The 17364-nt window shown below is 43.6% G+C and carries 12 protein-coding genes and 1 other RNA gene; 1 reads left to right on the top strand and 12 read right to left on the bottom strand.

Going from position 1 to position 17364, the window contains the following annotated elements; translation table 11 throughout:
- Nucleotides 1-11: 11 nt before the first annotated feature.
- Entirely contained in the window at nt 12-1058 is a 1047-nt protein-coding gene (gene pheS / locus T456_RS0101440) for a phenylalanine--tRNA ligase subunit alpha (protein WP_024864574.1), read from the bottom strand.
- 440 nt (nt 1059-1498) lie between these two features.
- On the opposite strand from pheS, the gene T456_RS0101435 reads away from it, so the two are divergent.
- Nucleotides 1499-2386 (top strand): DegV family protein, encoded by an 888-nt coding sequence (locus T456_RS0101435; protein ID WP_024864573.1) that lies wholly within the window; start codon nt 1499-1501, stop codon nt 2384-2386.
- Nucleotides 2387-2451: 65 nt separating this feature from the next.
- Here T456_RS0101435 and T456_RS0101430 read toward each other — a convergent pair whose 3' ends face one another.
- The 11 genes from T456_RS0101430 to ssrS all read right to left on the bottom strand — a co-directional run bounded on the left by T456_RS0101430 (nt 2452) and on the right by ssrS (nt 17288).
- Complete coding sequence (locus T456_RS0101430; RefSeq protein WP_024864572.1) at nt 2452-4113, bottom strand: putative bifunctional diguanylate cyclase/phosphodiesterase; 1662 nt, start codon at nt 4111-4113, stop codon at nt 2452-2454.
- A gap of 100 nt (nt 4114-4213) precedes the next feature.
- Nucleotides 4214-9397: a hypothetical protein gene (locus T456_RS0101425; RefSeq protein ID WP_024864571.1), complete on the bottom strand. Its 5184-nt coding sequence runs from the start codon at nt 9395-9397 to the stop codon at nt 4214-4216.
- Between the two features lie 21 nt (nt 9398-9418).
- Entirely contained in the window at nt 9419-10267 is an 849-nt protein-coding gene (locus tag T456_RS0101420) for a GNAT family N-acetyltransferase (protein WP_024864570.1), read from the bottom strand.
- 81 nt (nt 10268-10348) lie between these two features.
- Nucleotides 10349-10627 carry an HU family DNA-binding protein gene (locus T456_RS0101415; RefSeq protein WP_024864569.1) on the bottom strand — a complete coding sequence of 93 codons (279 nt, stop codon included), beginning with the start codon at nt 10625-10627 and terminating at the stop codon, nt 10349-10351.
- Nucleotides 10628-10756: 129 nt separating this feature from the next.
- The gene (locus T456_RS0101410) at nt 10757-12148 is read right to left on the bottom strand and encodes a sensor domain-containing diguanylate cyclase (RefSeq protein ID WP_024864568.1); all 1392 of its coding nucleotides are present in this window, start codon (nt 12146-12148) and stop codon (nt 10757-10759) included.
- A gap of 28 nt (nt 12149-12176) precedes the next feature.
- Nucleotides 12177-13436, bottom strand: coding sequence for a 6-phosphofructokinase (locus T456_RS0101405; RefSeq protein ID WP_024864567.1), 1260 nt, complete (start codon nt 13434-13436; stop codon nt 12177-12179).
- A 70-nt stretch (nt 13437-13506) separates the two neighbouring features.
- Nucleotides 13507-14592, bottom strand: a complete 1086-nt coding sequence (locus T456_RS0101400) for an endonuclease/exonuclease/phosphatase family protein (RefSeq protein ID WP_035800939.1) — start codon at nt 14590-14592, stop codon at nt 13507-13509.
- Between the two features lie 71 nt (nt 14593-14663).
- Nucleotides 14664-14882, bottom strand: coding sequence for a hypothetical protein (locus T456_RS0101395; RefSeq protein ID WP_024864565.1), 219 nt, complete (start codon nt 14880-14882; stop codon nt 14664-14666).
- A gap of 45 nt (nt 14883-14927) precedes the next feature.
- A complete protein-coding gene (locus T456_RS0101390; RefSeq protein ID WP_024864564.1) occupies nt 14928-16076 on the bottom strand; it encodes an AI-2E family transporter in 1149 nt (382 codons plus the stop codon).
- A 19-nt stretch (nt 16077-16095) separates the two neighbouring features.
- The gene (locus T456_RS18895; RefSeq protein WP_024864563.1) at nt 16096-17091 is read right to left on the bottom strand and encodes a YihY/virulence factor BrkB family protein; all 996 of its coding nucleotides are present in this window, start codon (nt 17089-17091) and stop codon (nt 16096-16098) included.
- Nucleotides 17081-17288: non-coding RNA, 6S RNA (gene ssrS, locus T456_RS21810), on the bottom strand. The genes T456_RS18895 and ssrS overlap by 11 nt, the downstream gene beginning before the upstream one ends.
- Nucleotides 17289-17364 lie beyond the last annotated feature (76 nt).

Genomic DNA, 17364 nt, shown 5'->3' with positions numbered 1-17364 from the left:
TTCCTCCTAAATTATTCGTAATGATCGATCTGCTTAAGAACATCAAGGTCTGACTCATATAAAAGCTTGATGTTGTTGATGCCGTACTTGAGCATTGTTGCACGCTCGATACCGATACCAAAAGCGAATCCGCTGTACTCTTCAGAATCAATTCCGCAGTTCTCAAGGACCTTCTTGTTAACTACGCCGGCACCGAGAACCTCGATCCAGCCTGTACCCTTACAGAGGTTACATCCCTTTCCGCCGCAGGCAAAGCAGCTGCAGTCAACCTCTACAGAAGGCTCTGTGAACGGGAAGTAAGAGGGACGAAGTCTTGTTGTTGTTCCCTCACCGAAGATCTTCTGGGCAAAGGTTTCCAAAGCACCCTTAAGGTCGCAAAGTGTAACCTTCTTATCAACTACAAGGCCTTCCATCTGGGAGAACATAGGTGAATGAGTTGCATCATCATCTGAACGGAAAACCTTACCGGGAGAAAGAATCTTGATGGGAGGCTTCGTGTTCTCCATAACATGGATCTGACCTGATGAAGTCTGGGTTCTCAAAAGGAACTCGGGACTTAAGTAGAAAGTGTCCTGCATATCCCTTGCCGGGTGATCGGCAGGTGTATTAAGAGCAGTGAAATTGTAGTAGTCATTCTCAATCTCAGTACCCTCATATATCTCAAAGCCCATACCCGCAAAGATGTCTATAAGAGTCTCTCTCATCTGTGTTACAGGGTGAAGATTGCCCTGATAACGCATCTTGGCAGGCATTGTTACGTCCTGCTTCTCGCTCTCGTATCTTGCCTTGAGCTCTTTTTCCTTCATCTTCTTATCCAGTTCTTCAAACTGTTCAAGAGCCCACTGCTTAAGTTCATTTACACTCTTACCGTACTCAGCTCTGTCCTCTGCGGCGATGTTCTTCATCTCCTTCATAAGAGCCGAGATCTTACCGGTCTTGTTGTCCAAAAAGCTCTTCCTCAGCTCATAAACAAGCTTCGAGCTGTCCAGCTTCTCGGAATTAGTCTTGATTTCTTCACGAATTGCTTCAATTTGCTGATGTAATGCGCTGTTTTCCAAAATTCCTTCCTCCTTGGTAAAATAAAAATCCCTTGTGCATTTTCATGCACAAGGGACGAATAATCTCCGCGGTACCACCCATGTTCGCATCCGGTCAATTCCGAACACGCTCTTCATTATCTGTAACGTAGATCTACGGCCGGGACTACTATTGTTTCACCCTGGCTGCTCCGATGCGAATTTCCCGTATGTATCCGTGTCTTTCGAAGCTCTCAGCCGGTGGCTCCGATTCTCTGGTAAGGCAGATACAACATCTCCGGCATTAAGCCGACATCATCACTGCATTTGCTTATATTGTTGTTTTAATACAGTTACTAATTTTATGTTCCCGTGGCTTATTTGTCAATGAAAAACTGTTACCGTAACCCAACTTCATATTTGCCATAGGTAACAAAATGGGTTATTATAAGGTATTGAATAAAAACGGAGGCGTTATACTCATGAACAGTTTTGTACTTAGCTGTTGCTCCACAGCAGACCTTTCTGCAGAGCATTTCAAGGAGAGAGACATCAGCTACATCTGCTTTCATTTCAGCGTAGATGGCAAGGATTACCCCGATGATCTTGGTGTTTCCTATCCTTTTGACGAATTCTACAAAGCCATGGCAAATGGAGCCATGACCAAGACTTCTCAGGTTACCGTAGGCGAATACGTCGAGTACTTTGAGAATATTATCAAGCAGGGCAAGGATATCCTTCATCTGACCCTCAGTTCAGGAATTTCCGGAACATTAAATTCTGCTACCATTGCCAGAGACCAGGTACTTGAGAAATATCCCGAAAGCAAGGTTTATGTTGTTGACTCTCTTGCCGCATCAGCAGGCTACGGTCTTCTTATGAACAAGCTTGCAGATCTTCGAGATGAAGGCATGACCATTGATGAGCTTTACGAGTGGGTTATCGAACACAGACTTGAGTGTCAGCACTGGTTCTTTGTTACCGATCTTTCTTACCTTGTAAGAGGCGGAAGAGTTTCCAAGGCAGCCGGCATTATCGGCGGCGCATTAAAGATCTGTCCTCTTTTGAATGTCGACTATCAGGGAAGACTTATTGTCCGCTCCAAGCAAAGAGGAATCAATGCCGTTATAAAAGCTCAGGTTGCCAAGATGGAAGAACTTGCAGAGAACGGCCTTGAATATGCTCAGGAATGTTATATTTCCAATTCCGACTGCTATGAAACAGCAAGAACCGTTGCAGATCTTATTGAATCCAAATTCCCTCACCTCAAGAACAAGGTTAAGATCTACAGCATCGGAACCACCATCGGAAGCCACACCGGCCCCGGAACCGTTGCCCTCTTCTTCTTCGGAAAAAAGAGACTCGACTGATCATTACTTATTTCGCAAAAATAAAAGCTGCTACCTTTTTGAAGGTAACAGCTTTTTTATGCGTTTTAATCTTCATATACGCCCTTGATAAGTCTCTTTTCAAAGTCCTTCTTGGGCATGGGATTGTCATATAAGAAGCCCTGGACCACATTACAGCCAACGTTCTTTAAAAGTTCCGTCTGATCGGGTCTTTCAACTCCCTCAGTCACCACGTCTATTCCAAGTTCCCTTGCCATGGTAATGATGTTCTTTAAAACAATCTCGTCGTTGGTATTGAGCTCATCATTATTGATAAAAGATCTGTCTATCTTAATGACGGATACCGGGAAATCTCTGAGAGTTGAAAGAGAGGAATATCCTGTTCCGAAATCATCGATGGCTGTGGCTATCTTCATGTCCTTTAGTTTCGCAAGGAAGTTGGTCATCATGACCCTCTCATCCTCGCTGGCGGTTTCGGTAACCTCTATCTCGATGTATTTGGGATCGATCCTGTACTCTTCTATGGTCTCGCTGATAGCCCTGGCAAGATCCTTGTAACTTAAATCACGCCTTGAAAAATTCACGGACACCTGAACCGGCTCTATTCCGTTATCAAGCCACTCCCTGATATATTCACAGGTCTTTTTCAGAACATAAAGATCCAGTGAAGCGACCATTCCCTCCTGCTCAAGGATAGGAACAAATTCGGTAGGATAAAGAACTATGCCGTTGCAAAACCACCTGGCAAGAGCCTCAGCTCCCACTATCCTGCCGCTTTCCGTGTTGACCTTGGGTTGAAGATAGATTCTGAACTCATCATTGGCAAGAGCCTCTTCATATCTGTCTTCTATCTGCTTCTGCCTGTATATCCTGGTGCTCATGGCCTTGTTGACAAATACGTAAGGTTTGTTGGCCACATTCTTGGCATAATTGCAGGCCATGACAGATCTGGAGATTGCCTGGCTTGGGCTTTTCATGGATTCATCAATAGCATACACACCTGCTACAGCAGAGAGGGTAAATTCTTCCTCCTTGCCGTTCTTTTCTCCCCGCACAGGTACAGCTGCAATATACTTAAGGAACTTCTTGGTTCTCTCCTTCTTAACCAGAGCTGTGAAGTTGTCTCCTCCGAAGTGGGCAAGGATCTCATCTTTCTCAAAGAACTCCTTAAGCTTTCTGGCGTAGCGCTTCATGATCTCATCACCCTCGCCGATTCCAAATCTGCGGCTGATAAGACCAAAACTTTTAATGTTGAAATAGAAAGCGTCATAATTCATGATCTCGCCGCTTTCAAACTTGCTGCTTACAAAAGCAAGGAAACCTCCGGAATTGGGAAGCCCGGTAAGATACTGGGTAAGCGCACTTTTCTTAACAACATTCACAAGAAGGAATCTCTCCATGTGGAAGGAAAGAATATCCACAATCACAGAGAAGCTTCTGTACTGCTCGTCCGTAAGCTTCTTGTTGTCGGCAAGGTAAACCCTGTAGGTGATCTCACGGTCTCCCGACATATTGCTCTTAAACATATATGTGGAAGCCTCTTCGTTAGGAACGGGACCAAAAAGCGGAATGATGGTATCCGGTTCACCTGCCTTATCTGAATAGGACTTGTAGGAAACTATCGCCACAATGGAACGCAAAGAAAACTCCTTGGATATGTCCGCCAGAGCGCTGGGGGATATTTCAGGGGTAACCTCTTCTTCCGAGAGTATTTGAACGAAATTTTCAAAACTCCTATCAAACGTCATTAATGGCTCCTTGTCAAAAAATAAATGTAATTATATTTTATAAAATATTTATGATTATTTCAATGGACACATCCCCGGCGGCTATGGTTATCTGATTTCCTTACTGATTATTCTGTTGCGCCTTAAGTATCTCTTTTTGCGTTCTTTCCTGAAGTTCAAAAGTTGATCCCACTATAGGCTGATAGAAAAGCGATACTTTTTGAGTCGAAGTCGTCTTCTGCCTTATTTCTTCACGTTCTTTTGTGGCGAACCGGGCAAGAGCCCTTTCATTTGGGATATTATTCTTTCTATTCTCCTGAATCACCCGATTCTTTACAGCATCAAGGGACATAACAGCCCTTAAATCATCGCTCTTATATATGCCGGTATAGGAGACTTCCTCGTTGGTAATTTTTTCAACAGCATTGCCTTCACTATCATTGTATTTGAGAGTTGTAGTTTTGATGCTCATGTTTTCATCTTCCCCGGCCAGTTCTCTTACCTTTGTCTTGAAATACTCAATTCTCAGATACAGATCGCTTATCTCATCCGGCTGCAATATATCACCAAGCATTACATGCAGTGTGTCCTCTGTAATCGACATGATCTTGTTTACTATTTCCACCGGCATGCCCTTAATGGAACTTTCATCAAGCGGAAGCAGATTTCTTCTTTTTTGTTTTAGGTCCTGGGGTTTTAAATTTCCCAGGGCCATGTCATTATCTATGGCCTTTATGCCCACTATGAGCTTCTTCTCTTTGTCTATGATCACGTGGAAATTGCCCATGTGCCTGTCAACCTGTCCGCAAAGAAAGTCAAATATCTGCAGGCAAAAGAGCTGTTTTATAGCCTCGTTGGAATATCTGTAGTCCTGTACATTCTCGATATCAATAATTTCAAGACCTCCGCTCTCTTCCATGAGGTTTCCTTTTACCAGCTCACCGCCGACATTGATCTGAGCGGTTCTTGAAGGGGAAACAATATCTCCCAGACCAAAGGAATTAGCCAGTCTTGAGGTTGCCACATGTCTGTTTGTCAGATTTCTTCCCGGTTTTATCATTGCACTTGTTTTGGTATTGAAGCAGAGCGCTCTCTTAAAATCCATGTCCCGAAGTCCTATAAAGAGCCTTCCAAGTTTCTCGTAATCATCTTTTTTGGCGGTCTTAAGGAATTCATCAAGTTCCTTATTACGTCCTGCAAATTCCCTGCTCACTTCCATACCGATTTCGGCAAACCCCTTGGTGATACCGGTATCTTTATCCTTTGTTCCGAAAGCGTTTTTCTCAGCTCCTATTTTATCCAATATTTCCTGATACTTAGCTGCTTCTTTCACGGTTTGCATACCAAATAACACAGAGCCGAATTTTTCACCGATTTCCAGGCCTTTTTTATCCTTGCCGTAAACGCTCTTAGCAACATCAGTTATGCAGTCCCTAATGTCCTGCCTGGGAGCATTATCCTCTTTTCTGAAGAATATTGTCTTTCCTGTCTTGTCACTGCTGATAACATAGATATCGGAAACATTGGCTCCGCCCTTTTTCAGCTTTACTCCCTCCTGATCGGTGTCATAGAATCTGGCTCTGGCAAATTTAAGAACCTCCATCCATTTTCCGGGGCGTTTCTTAAGCAATGGATCATTTGACGCATAGGTGAAATACTCATTAGCCTTCTGGCCAAACATCTCATTGTCCTCCTGACATCTTTTAATGAGCTCATCAAACTGTTCCATCATGGGAGTATAATCCACAAGCCCCGAGTTGTTTTTTATTCTGCTCCGCGCCTGCCTTCTTGCCTGCTTTACCGACTCTATTATGTTGTTGTAAAGTGCATTCACCATAACAGTGATGCCCTCTATTGTACTCTTGGCATTCTTATCCTTAGCTGCAGGGAAATCCTGATTTGTAAAAAGAGCTTTCAATGTAGCGATATTTTGCTCTATACCACTCAGTTCTTTATTAATTTTATTCACAAGACCCCTGTAGTCATTTTTTCCTGCTGTTTCGAAGAATTTTTTCCCAAGATCATATTCCAGAGAAATACGCCTTTCAAGAATCCTGTTCATTGCCTGGGCTGCATATCCGTCAGAGAGCTGGATTGTCAAATGAGCTTCATTGGCAACTCTGGTTCTTTCTTCATCAAGAACCACTGAAGCACCCTTGAAAAAGCTCAGGGTCTTATCCTGCTCGAGGGTATCAAGCAGATTTTCCGAGCCGTTATAGTACTTGTTAACTTTAATAAGAAAATCTATTCTGGCCCTGACCTCCGCCAGTTCATTCCTGTTCAGAACGCAGCCCGCATTACCGCCTTCCCTGAGCTGAACATATTGCTCATAAAGAGGAGCCGCCTTGGATGCAAGTTCTGTCATATGACGAAGCGTCACAGAATCCTTTGATAAGAGCTTTTCATAGGTATCAATGTTAAACTCCGAGGCATCCACAGACAAAATGTGTTCAAAGGCTTTCTCTATTTTCCGGCTTCTTTCCTTCTTCTCATTTTCACCTGCCGGAATTCCTTCAGGAATATCAAAGTCCTTTGACAGCTCTTTTGCCAGCTTATTATTCTTAATATAATCATCGTAACAGTCATTATATTCAGTAGTAAGCCTCGCCCTGTTCTGGACAAAGTAAGCTTTTGTGATGGGCTCACCTTTGATTCTCTGATATTCCCTGTAAAGGGGTCCCAGATCATCCTTAAGGCCTATGCGGGGCTGGCCTTCCTTTATGTCAATTGGCGCCTGTATGAATACTAATTTATTAAAGATCCGGTTAATCTGGGCAATGTCATTCACTATGTCCATATCGCGCTGTTCCTGCTGCGACATCAGGAAAGGATTCCTGCACTCGTCAGCATTGATCTTTCCGTACAGATCCTCCAGTGAGAAAAATGCTCTGTACTTATCGCTTTTTGCGCTGATAACAGCGCCAAATCTTCCGGATATAAAGCCAATACCAAAGTCCTTTAAAATCGTTGTTTCCCTTTTGATCTCATTTAGCTTTTTATCTTTATCCTCAGGTTTTACACCCATGATCTGTGCGGCTTTATCTGCTCCCTGCCGGCCCATCCTTGTAACAATCTCACTGATTCTTTCTCCGATCACATTAGCATTGTCAAAGACGTGGAACATATGATTCTTCTTATAAATGTTGTCAAAGAACTTCTCCACAGGCCATGGATTAAACTCTTCAGGCTTAATGCTCATCGTATCTTTATACATCTGCATCCAGAATTCCAGCTTCTCCTCATCCGTACCGGTACACAGATCATAGAGTCTCTTCATTTCCTCAACCGGTCTTCCCGCAACGTAGTCGGTGGCACATCTGTCCATCATTTTGTATCCCTGAGGGTGCTTTTGGGGAGTATCTTCGCAGTATTTCTTCAGAATCTGCTCACAGCAGGCTTTTGCCAGCTCAGTCTTCTGATTCTCGCTTATCAGACAATCTGCTATAGCTGCATTTTTCTGATATTCAGCCTTCTTTTTGGCGAGGTACTCAGCCGGTATCTTCTGATTGCCCCTCTCGCCGGTAAGCTTCCACATCTTTTTGATCACAACTTCCCTCTCGGCGTGCTCTCTTGTCAGTTTTCTCGTACATTTCTGCACATAGGCTTCCATACTCCTGCAAGGAATTGCCGCAACATCGGAATTTATAGCCTTCATCTTGAAGAACTCGTCCCAGGCCTTAAAATTCTGCTCCTTGGTATTGCCCTGATCTGAATAAAGAAATGCTCTGACACTGTGCAGAGTCTGACGGATCTCATTAAAGGCAAGCATCCTTCCCCTGATACTGATAAGTCTCTCATCAGGGATCCTGATACCCTTAACCAGGCCCTTGCCAAGATAGTACTGCACCTTATCAACCCTGCTTGCAAGTTCCAGATTATAATCATAGAATTCAAACATTTCTTTATAGCTCTTAAACCTGAACAGATTCAGGTCCATGTCCATAAAGTTGTTTATGGCCTCATTCATTTTATCTACTGTAAATGCAGGTTCTTCATAGCCTTCCTGAATACCCTCGATCAGGAAATTTTTGTCCCTGATGGCGCTTGCCGCTCTGTTGACAAGTGCGGTTCTCTGCTCCGGAAGCTTCTCATAGAGGTTCCATGCCGTCTCATCATCCTTTTCATAATTATTGATCAGAAAATCTCTGCGCAGTTTCTTTGCTCTGTCATTATTTTCCTGAAGATGCGCGCTTTTAGCCAATCTGTTGTAGGCATAAGTATTTCTTAAGGCGCCAAAGCCTCCCCTCTTATTTATGGTTTTTACAGATGAACCATTGAGTTTCATCATATGCAGTCCGGAAGTATAAACCGCTGTGATCTTATCTGCAATCCTTTTCTCATCTTCAGAAGAGTTCTCGCTTACGTCCACAGTAAGCTCAGAGTCATAGTGCTCCCTGTAGTATTTGTCTGTCATCAGCTCTTTTCTGGCAGTATAATAAGTGGCTATGGACCTTAATATCTCCAGTTTTTTATTCACTTCCTCGAAAGTAGCCTTAAGCTTTCCTTCATTTTGGGGAACAAGGATCTCGCTCATGTCAGGATCCTTAATAGCCTTCTCATAATCGGGATTTTCCTGAAGAATTCTTTCGTAGGCACTGACCATAAGGCGCAGCTTCTCAAGGAAAGCAGCATTTTTGATGATTTCCTTGTCTGTTTCCAGTGAAAGATTTCTTATGTCAAGAGATAAAAGTATTCCCGTCATCTTATCAAGAGCCTGGTATCTGTCCTTTTTTTTCGATATGTTTTCATCAAAACCATCCTGATGATCAATACCGACTCCTGTGTACAATTTAATGAGCTGCTTGTTCTCTTCTGCGTTATCGGACACGCAAAAATAAGACAGATCCCTTATTTTATCCATGGAGAGACCTGCACTTATGCTGTCTGCAGCTTTTTCGGCTCTCTCATAGCTTTCACTGGCAGCTTTCCTTGAAGCTTCCTTCAGAGCTGTGGAATTAGCTGCCTTTTTAAAAAGCCTGGAGCGGCTGTTTTGAATCTTTGCGGCTCTCTCCCGGGCAGTAAGGTTCTTTCTGACACCTGTGTAGGACGAAACCAGGGATGTTTTGTCCGGAGCAGTCTTTATCTTGAACTTATCAAGGCTTACCACACCTGTAAGATGCCTGGACAGATTCATTTCACGCCAGTCGGCCCTTTGTTCAAGCCTTAATGCCTGCTCCTTTTTATAGTTCAATCTTTCATTGGCATCCATGGCATTAAATTGTTCTCTGTACTCCTCTGTAACCTGGTGAGTAAAGCCGGGTCTTTGAACCTGCAGCTGCTGCTCATTAAGATTGTGCTCAAGCATGGTACTACCTCCGTTTAATTATCAGATCACATAATACTGCGCAACTGTGTCGCTTGATTTTCTCATCAGTCCGCCTGTGAATTTTTCAAACAGCCTGTACATCTCCTCCGATGGCGGTGTGACGGACACAAGAATCTCTCCGCCATAAAGTCTGTAAGCCTCTTTTGCGCTGCTTCTGAATAATGAAAGCATGATATTTCCGGCATCGCCTTCAAAGGCTGCACATACATCGATACTTATAACATCCTCATAAGCACTGACTAAAACCGCCCCAAGGATCTCCTCCTTGGGCCCCAGCCTGATCATGCTGATGTCTTCATCATAGAAATCTCTTTGTCTTATGATATGGCCGGATTTTGCGTTATCTCTTTTCTCCGATTCATCAAATCTGGCCTCAAGTGCCCTCCACTTGTTCCGGGACAAGCTGCTCAAAGGAACAATTCCTTTGTCTTCACCCTTTCCCGGAATGTGAATATCCATAAGATAAGCTTCATAAGTTGAACTTGTACTGTCTATAACTTCATCGAATCCGCATGAACAAAGAAGTTCATGCACTCCGGCATCTTCTATGTTAAAACTGCTTATACATAATATTACGAATGCCCCATAGTCTATGGCAAAAGTTTTTAGCATTTCAACCATGGCTCTTCCTGCTCCACGGCCGCGAAATTCCTCACTCACATAGATATAGGTTATCTCCAGCTCTTTTCCGTCTTCTGCCTTTATGTCCTTTACCGCCATTACACCCACTGCTGTGTTTGTATCTTCATCCACTGCCCCGAAAAAGATATCGCTGTTTTTCAGCAGCTCGTCGTCAAGGCCGGGCATAAAAGCTTTACAATTACTTTCCGTTATTACTGTAGCTACCATCAATTCCCCCGTTAACACAAAAAGCCGTCACCTTAGATGACTCAACATCCAAAGCGACGGCCCGTCTGTTACTGATTTAAATTATTTCTTGTTTACAAGATCCTTAAGAGCCTTACCAGCCTTGAACTTAGGTGCTACAGAAGCAGGAATCTTGATAGCAGCGCCAGTCTGAGGATTCTTACCTGTTCTAGCTGCTCTCTTTGTTGTCTCGAATGTTCCGAAGCCAACAAGCTGAACTTTACCTTTCTTCTTGAGCTCCTTTGTAACTGTCTCTGTGAAAGCGTTCAGTGCTGCAGTTGCATCCTTCTTGGAAAGGTTAGCTTCCTTTGCAATTGCATCGATAAGTTCTGTCTTGTTCATTAATTTTCCCTCCGAAATAGAAATTTATTTACTACATTGCCTATTTTACTACTATTAAGTACACATAACAACAGCAAAGTGCTTGTTTTAGCGTATTTTTAGAAAAAAAAATTCTAAAAAAGTGCGTAATTATCTAGATTTTAATGCAATTTCCATCATTTTACTCAAATATGTAAGGTCCGTGATATCCGGCTGAGGGAATTTCCTTGACAATTCTCTGGTGTTATACATGGCTATATATCCGTCAAAAGGAGCATCAATCATTCTGTAAAGGAATGCATGCTTTATACCGTTCTTCTCAAAAAATTCCAGAGCCTTTGGGAATTCCTTCAAAACTATCCCGGGAGAATCTATAACAAGTACTCCGTTGGAATTAAAGCGGTTAAGCAGCCCCGGTTCCATTACATATGCAATATCAGAAACGGAATCCACAATCTGATAAATCCGCTTCTCGGCATTATTTCCCGAATCAGATGCGCGTTTATGCCCATAGAAGCTCTTATTTATATCCTTATAAAAGAGATATACTTCATCCAGGTCATAGGTAGCAGCTATCTTCATCAGCATTGAAGAAACAGATTCCGTATCGGCATACAGAAGCCCCTCCATGCCATCAAGAACAAGCTTTGTCTTGTCTATGGCAGTGGCACGGCTGACAGTCATTGCAGTCTCATCCAGCTGCCCATCTACTATCGGTCCGTGGATTTCCGGATTATAGATCACATATCTGTTCTTGCCGCGGCTCTTGGCTCTGTAAAGCATCCTGTCTGCAAGATTAAACAGTTCATCGTAGCTTTGAACGTAATCGGGGAATTTTCCGATTCCCATGGATACCGTAACCATAGGATATCCGTTTTCATCGATGTGGGTAGCTTCAACCCTCTCTCTTATCCCCTTAAGGAATACCCTAAGATTGCCTTTGTCATCCACATTCTCGATGGTCATCATGAGCTCATCGCCGCCAATCCTGCCGGCTTTGCCGTTCTCACCCAGAACCTCCCGAATGATGGCTGCAACTTCCTTCAGTATCCTGTCTCCATAGGAATGTCCGTAAGTGTCGTTGATATATTTGAAATTATCTATGTCAATTACGCACAGGTTTACTATTCCCCTTTTCCCATCAGGGGCACATAATCCCTTTGCATAATCAGTTATCGCTTTTTTATTGAGAAGTCCTGTGAGATAGTCGATTTCAACGGCCTTGACGCCGTCATCAAGATTTGAAAGATCACGGAGTTCTATTCTGATGCTATCTTCATCATCCTCCGAAGCCCGTGAGCAGCTGGCGCTTACCCAGCAGTACTCGCCTTTTTTGTTGCAGACACGAAAACATAGAGAAGCTTCCGGTTTGGCCGAAAGCGTCTCTACCATTTCGTACAGCAGATGCTGATCATCGGGATGAACGTTTGCAAAAACAGTGTCAGCACTGCTTTCGCAAACATACTCCCTGTAGTTGTCATCTGCAGATAATATATCAAGTTCGCTGTTGGTAATTACTACTACGTCTCTTAACGTGACCATAGTCTCCTGCAGTAGTTACATCTTAAAATCAAAGGATATCCTGGAATCCGGGTCTGTAAAGATGTCTCGGAATACCGTCAACCATGATAGGTCCTACATCGCCCTGAATAAGAGGTCTTACATATGTGATAAACTCATTGGTTACATATGTGCCGTCCTTGTTGATCCACTCTCTCGGAACTGTACGCTCGTCGTTAGCGATCTTGTGAACGTCCTTAACCTCTGTTCCTGCCTGATAAGGATCATCGGAAAGTCTCTCAATAACAACCATCTTGCCGCTGTCGCCTTCATCAGCAGCCTTCATGGCAGCACCACCAACCTCATAAGCCTCAAGGATATCTACACGTGATGCACAGTGGCTTGCAGCTCTCTGAAGAGTTGAAAGCTCGATGGGACGTGTCTTGCAGCCGCACTCCTTGGAAACAACTTCGCAGAGGTATCTTGCTGTACCTGTAAGCTGCTTGTGTCCGAATGCGTCAACATAATCAATTGTGTTTCCAAGCTCACTTACATACTTGCCGTCCTTGGTTCTGATACCCTCGGAAACAGCAACTACGATGGAAGCCTTGTTCTTAAGAAGACCTTTGATCTTCTTGATGAAAGCATCCATATCGAAAGGAAGCTCAGGAAGATAGATAGCATCAGGTCCGTCACAATCCTCGCCCTTTGCAAGAGCTGTTGCTCCGGTAAGCCATCCTGCGTTTCTTCCCATTACTTCTACGATGATAACCTGTCCGTTTGTTGTCTCAAGTGACCAGCTGTCTCTGATGATCTCTTTTACAGATGTACCGATATACTTGGCTGCAGAGCCGTAACCGGGTGTGTGGTCTGTAAGTGCAAGATCGTTGTCGATTGTCTTGGGACATCCGACAAATCTGATCTGTGAACCTGAAATAATAGCATAGTCGGAAAGCTTCTTGATGGTATCCATCGAATCGTTTCCGCCGATGTAGATGAAGCAGTCAATCTCAAGCTTGTTGAGGATCTCAAAGATCTTCTCATAAACTTCCTTGTTCTCAAAGATCTCAGGAAGCTTGTATCTGCAAGATCCAAGATAAGCTGAAGGTGTTCTCTTCAAAAGCTCGATATCAAGGCCTGACTGAATGTGATCTGAAAGATCAACATATCTCCCCTCCATGAGGCCCTGCACACCGTGGATCATACCGTATACCTTCTTGTATCCACGGTCGATCGCAGTTCTGTAAACACCTGCAAGTGATGAGTTGATGGCCGCTGTAGGGCCACCTGACTGTCCAACAATTACATTTCTTTTTACTTTGTGTTGCATCTGACTTTACCCCTTTCAAAATTAATACCTATTACATTATATGTGATTAAACGTTTACTGTCACGAAAAATCATTTAAGCAAGATGTCCATTATTACGGGATTGTGATCAGATGAAACAAACCCCAGGTCATCTGCGTAAACGTTCTCCACATTAACGTTCTTTGAAACTATAAACCCATCAATTATATAGTATTGAAAATCTGCAGGAGCCTTGCTCTCTGCAATGTCCAGAGGGCGATCCAGCGATCTGCAGCTTGGCACCTCCTCATCCATATAGAAGTTGAATCCGTCCCCAAAAGAGCTCTCATCTATAACAGGTGGCTGCCAGCTTGCGCCTCCTACAGTCGGGAATCTGCTTGAATCCACTCCGGAAAAGATCTGGTTGCAGTCGCCTCCTGCTATTACATAGTTGCCTTTCTCAGATTCCTCCACAAGAATGTCCTTGAGCATGTTGGTCTGGGCAATCTTACCATCTCCGTCGTCATAGGCCTCAAGGTGGAAGTTAACCAGAACCAGCTCCTTGTCCGAACCGGACACAGGGAGCCTTGACACCTCAAGACAACGCTTCAGATTGATTGTCCTGTAGGGCCATGAAAACGGGCAGGGAAGCTTGATCCTTACCGCAGAATCCATTTTGTATTCGGAGAAGATCCCTATTCCTGCCTCTACCTTACCAATGGGAGGAACCGGAAGCGGTACATAGGCCACCTTGTAGTTATAGGCAAAAACATTCTGTCCGTTAAATACAGCGGCCGTTGAATTATTGGTCATGTACTGACTCTCATCGATGAAATAGGATCTTGATGAGTTCCTGTCCATCTCCTGAACAAAGAGAATATCAGGATTAACCGTCTCTATTTCCTTTATGATACCGGTAAGATTGGAATATACCCTGTCCTTGGTGGCAGTATTTACCATCTTGCCTCCATCCAGGAAGAAGTCGGCATTATCACCCAGGGCGCCGTATCCTACGTTCCAGCTCATGATCCTCATGGGAGAATCCATGGACACACTCTTTTGTGCATTCCCTTCCAGGGCTAATGTCTCTACATCCTGAGGATTGTACTCATCAATGGTAAGATAACCAAGAACCGTGCCTGCAATGAGCACTGCCAATAAAACAATAACTCCTAATACCTTTAAAAATTTTTTCATTACGGTCTCCATTAGTAAAAAAGGAGCTTCCGTTATGAAAGCTCCAAATCATTCTGTGTCAGTCCTGAAGATCAGAAATCTTCGTCATCGAGAAACTCGTTCTGTCCATGAGCTTTACCGAGCTTATAAGCAATGACCGCAACTGCGATGATGGCTGCCGACGCAGCAAGGCATCCGATAAACAGCTTCTTTTTGTTGTCATCCAGTTTCTCCCATGCACCAAGGGCCGCATCAACAGTCTCTTTACTGAAGTTGATGGCTCCGTCGATAATATTCATAACAATATCCATTCTATAACCCCCTTTTGTCTATATATAGTATTCGACAAAAAATCTCTACAATTGATTGTACCTCTTAGCATGCCTTTCCTCAAGCTTTTTTATAACAAAATCCCGCCAGGTGAAATCAAAAATAGCGGCAAAAGGAATGGCAAAAAGAATGCCTGCCACACCAAAGAGTCTTCCTCCGAGGATAATGGAAATAAGGATCATAAGAGCCGAAACACCCAGACTTCCGCCAAAGAGCCTTGGCTTTAGGATATATCCGTCCACGGTCTGAAGAACTATGGTAAATATCAGAAACCACAGCGCATACCAGGGATTTACCAATACCAGGATAAAGGCGCCTATGATAGCACCTACGATAGGTCCGAAAGTAGGAGCCAGATTGGTGATACCAACAATGAAGGATATAAGAGCCGAATATGGCATTCCCATGATGATCATGAACAGGAAGTTTACGAATCCCACTGCTACTCCGTCAATGACATCAACACTGATATATCTTATGAGAATATCATTGCACCTTGTAAAGAATCCCGTCATCTTCTCATAAGTGACAGGCTTTACCACAAGAGCTATAAGTCTTCCGCACCCTTCCGTTATCCTGCGCTTATCCAAAAGGAAATATACAGCCAGGATGAAGGAAATGACCACATCGAAAATGCCCTTTCCAAAATTGGCACCGGAGGTCACAAAGGAATCCATGTTCTCCGAAAAATAGCCGCTGAGATAATCGATGATCCTATCGCCAAGGGCAGCCAGCGATGCCAGGTCAAGTCCGAACAATCTCGCTCCTCCGCTCTTTTCGAAATCACGAAGAATGGACTGCAGGGTATCAAGATAGGTATCCATATTGGAGAAAAGAGTCTTCACACTCTCCACCAGTTGCGGCACAAGGGCAAATCCAAGAAGGGTAACGCAGGCAACCAGTGCAATGATGGCAACCACCGATGAGATTTTCCATCTGAATTTTTCTCTCTTTATATTCTTAAACAGACCTCTGTCAAAAAAGTTTGCGAGAGGATTTATCACATAGGCAATGACTATACCCACAAGGACAGGTTTTATGAAAGAAAAGAACCCGATCAGTCCCCTGAAGATATCTCCAAGATGCATGAGTATCATGAGAAGCATCACTGCGGAACACGTAGCTATGGTGTAGGATACCCATTTTTTCTTTAACCAGTTGCTGTTTAACTTCATCTTGTCTTAGTCCTTCCTCTCATCCGAATTCATTATATCTTCTTGCCTTTCTAAGCTGCCTGGTACTCTTTTTTTTGACTTTTTCCCTAACCTTCTTCTGGTGATGATCGTCGTAAAGGACCTTCACCGCAGGGTGGAAAAATCTGTTGATAAAAGCACCTATAAGGAATATATAGATACAAAAATACAGCCATACCATCATGATCAGCGGTGTGGCAATACTGCCGTAGATTGAAAAGTACCCGGTGGTATTAACGTAAACCGAAAACAGCCAGGAAAAGATGTACCATACCACCGCCGAAAATACTGCTCCGGGCAGCTGATAGACAAAAGTCATCCTGGCACTTGGAACAAAAGTATAGATAAGGGCAAATGCAAAGCTCGCGAAAATTATCACGACAATGAACTTAAAATACGCCGATAGTGAAATGATAAACATGATCTTGGGAAAATGACTTACTGCGACGCTTCTTACAATCCTCTCAAACACCATAACTGCCAGCATTGCAACCAGGATCACAATCATGGCTATGGTATAAAGAGCTGCGATGAACCTGAGATGAAAATAGTTCCTTCGCTCCGGAACATCATAAATGGCATTAAGTCCTCTTATTATGGACATCATGCCAAGAGCCCCCGACCAGATGGTCACCAGAGCCGATATCGAAAATACTGCAACCGACCTGTCGTAGGTTTCCTCAATGAGCCTTTGGATAATATCGTTTGCAAAGTCAGGTGTTATATGCAAAAGAGCTCTGGACAGGTCCGCCTCTGATACCGATGTATAGGGGAGCATTGAGGAAATAAGGATAAGAAGGGGAACCAGGGAAATAATAAAGAAGTACGCACAGCTTCCCGCAAAGGCTGCTATATTCTTTTTTTGCATCTTTACGGCAAAGTCTCTGGCCAGTTGTAAAAGCTGTGCCCTTATATCCATACATATTCCCTTCTTATTGCCATACGCGGAAAAAGCAGCCACCGCGATGACTGCTTTTACATTCTTTGAAATTCCCAAAATGCCGGTTCCTGTTATTTGACTCCTAGCTAACGCCAGGTGGGTTACCGCAACCTGGTCTCCTGTCTTCCTCTCCCGTAGCTGGTCTGCGTATACGCAGGGCCGAAGGCGTGACATTCAAGCAGGTAATATAAGAGTCCCGTTTAAAGTAATGTAGGTTCAAATTACACAGGAGTTGTCGAGCATTTCAGGAGAACTGACCTTGCAGTTCCTTATATCTTTATTATAGTCAAACGCCGCGTTTTTTCAAGCATTTGCACTTAATTTAAGATA

This window comes from Butyrivibrio sp. FCS014, from assembly GCF_000526935.1.
In the GTDB taxonomy this organism is placed as follows: Bacteria; Bacillota; Clostridia; order Lachnospirales; family Lachnospiraceae; genus Butyrivibrio.
Note: the sequence above shows the minus strand (reverse complement) of the source record. Positions and strands in the feature narration are given on the sequence as shown.